Genomic DNA, 1,228 nt, shown 5'->3' on the forward strand with positions numbered 1-1,228 from the left:
TGCTCTGCAGCGCAGCACTCAAGGCCCCCTTGATGGTCACCGTACGGTCACGGGTGATCATATCGGTGTTAATCTCTGTCGCACTGTGGCTGAACAGATCGCCTGTTTTCAAACCGCTAGAGGTATCGGTAGTAATAATTGCGCTGGTGGTCATACCATTCAGGTTCGGTGCCACGGTGCTCACTGTCAGCGCATGTGAGTCGGTGTCACCAATATTACCTGCCTGATCAACCACACGCGCCTGGATGGTATAGTCAGCTGACGTCAACGGCTTGCTTTGCAGATCCACCGTCCAACTGCTGGCGGTCGTGCTGCTCGCTTTAGTCCAGGTTTTGCCGCCATCCACACTCACTTCGACCCACTCGTCTGCCAGCAGGGCCTTGTTCAGTGTACCGTTAATCAACAACGTGGTATCGCTGGTGTTGAAGTCGGTATTGCTGATACCCAAGTCATCACTGATTGACGTGATGCTGATAGCCGCATCAGAAATCGTCGCATCAATGGTGATGGTTTGAGTTCCACTCGGCGCACTCTCCTGACCTACATTGTTGGTCCCGGTTACCTTGAAGTTGTAAGTACCGTCTGCCAATGCTGGGTTTGGTGTAAAGCTCCAACTACCACCTGGGCCCGCAGTAGTGGTACCGACCTTAGTATTACCGTTATAGATGGTAATCGTATCGCCTTCAGCAACAGAAGAGGTCCCGCTCAAGGTTGGCGTATTGTCCTTGGTCAGGCTGTTGTTGGTCAACGCCATACGGGTAGTGCCGGTATCATCAATAATACTGTCGATAACCGGAGCGCCTGGGGTCAATGACATAATAACGTCATAGCTGGTGCTCGGCTTGGCGCTATTACCTACCTTGTCAGTCTCTTCCACGGTCAACGTGTTTTTACCGTCATACAGTGAGCCCGTAGCGGTCAAACTCCACTGGCCATTGCTGCCTACAGTGGTGGTGCCCAGTACTTTGGTATTACCATCGCCATCGGTGGTGTATACCGTGATGGTATTACCCTCTTCTGCACCGGTACCGTTAACCAACGGATTGCGATCATCCAACACGTTACCCTTACTGACCGGGCCGGTTATCAAGCCATACTGATCAACCACCTCAGTGATCGCCACCTTGCTGACATCAGGCGCGGTGAAGTCCAGCGTCAACGTAAAGGTTGTCGATGGCAAACTGACGTTACCCGCCCCATCGGTTGCCTTGACGTAAAAATCATGCTT

1 protein-coding gene is annotated in these 1,228 nt (G+C 52.4%); it reads right to left on the bottom strand.

Features of this window, described 5'->3' with window-relative positions; all coding sequences use genetic code 11:
• On the bottom strand, positions 1-1,228 hold a 1,228-nt coding region (locus tag AC2A06_RS18550), incomplete at both ends, for an Ig-like domain-containing protein (protein WP_484381264.1).

This window comes from Serratia sp. HNCC26DJ244 (genome assembly GCF_057180565.1).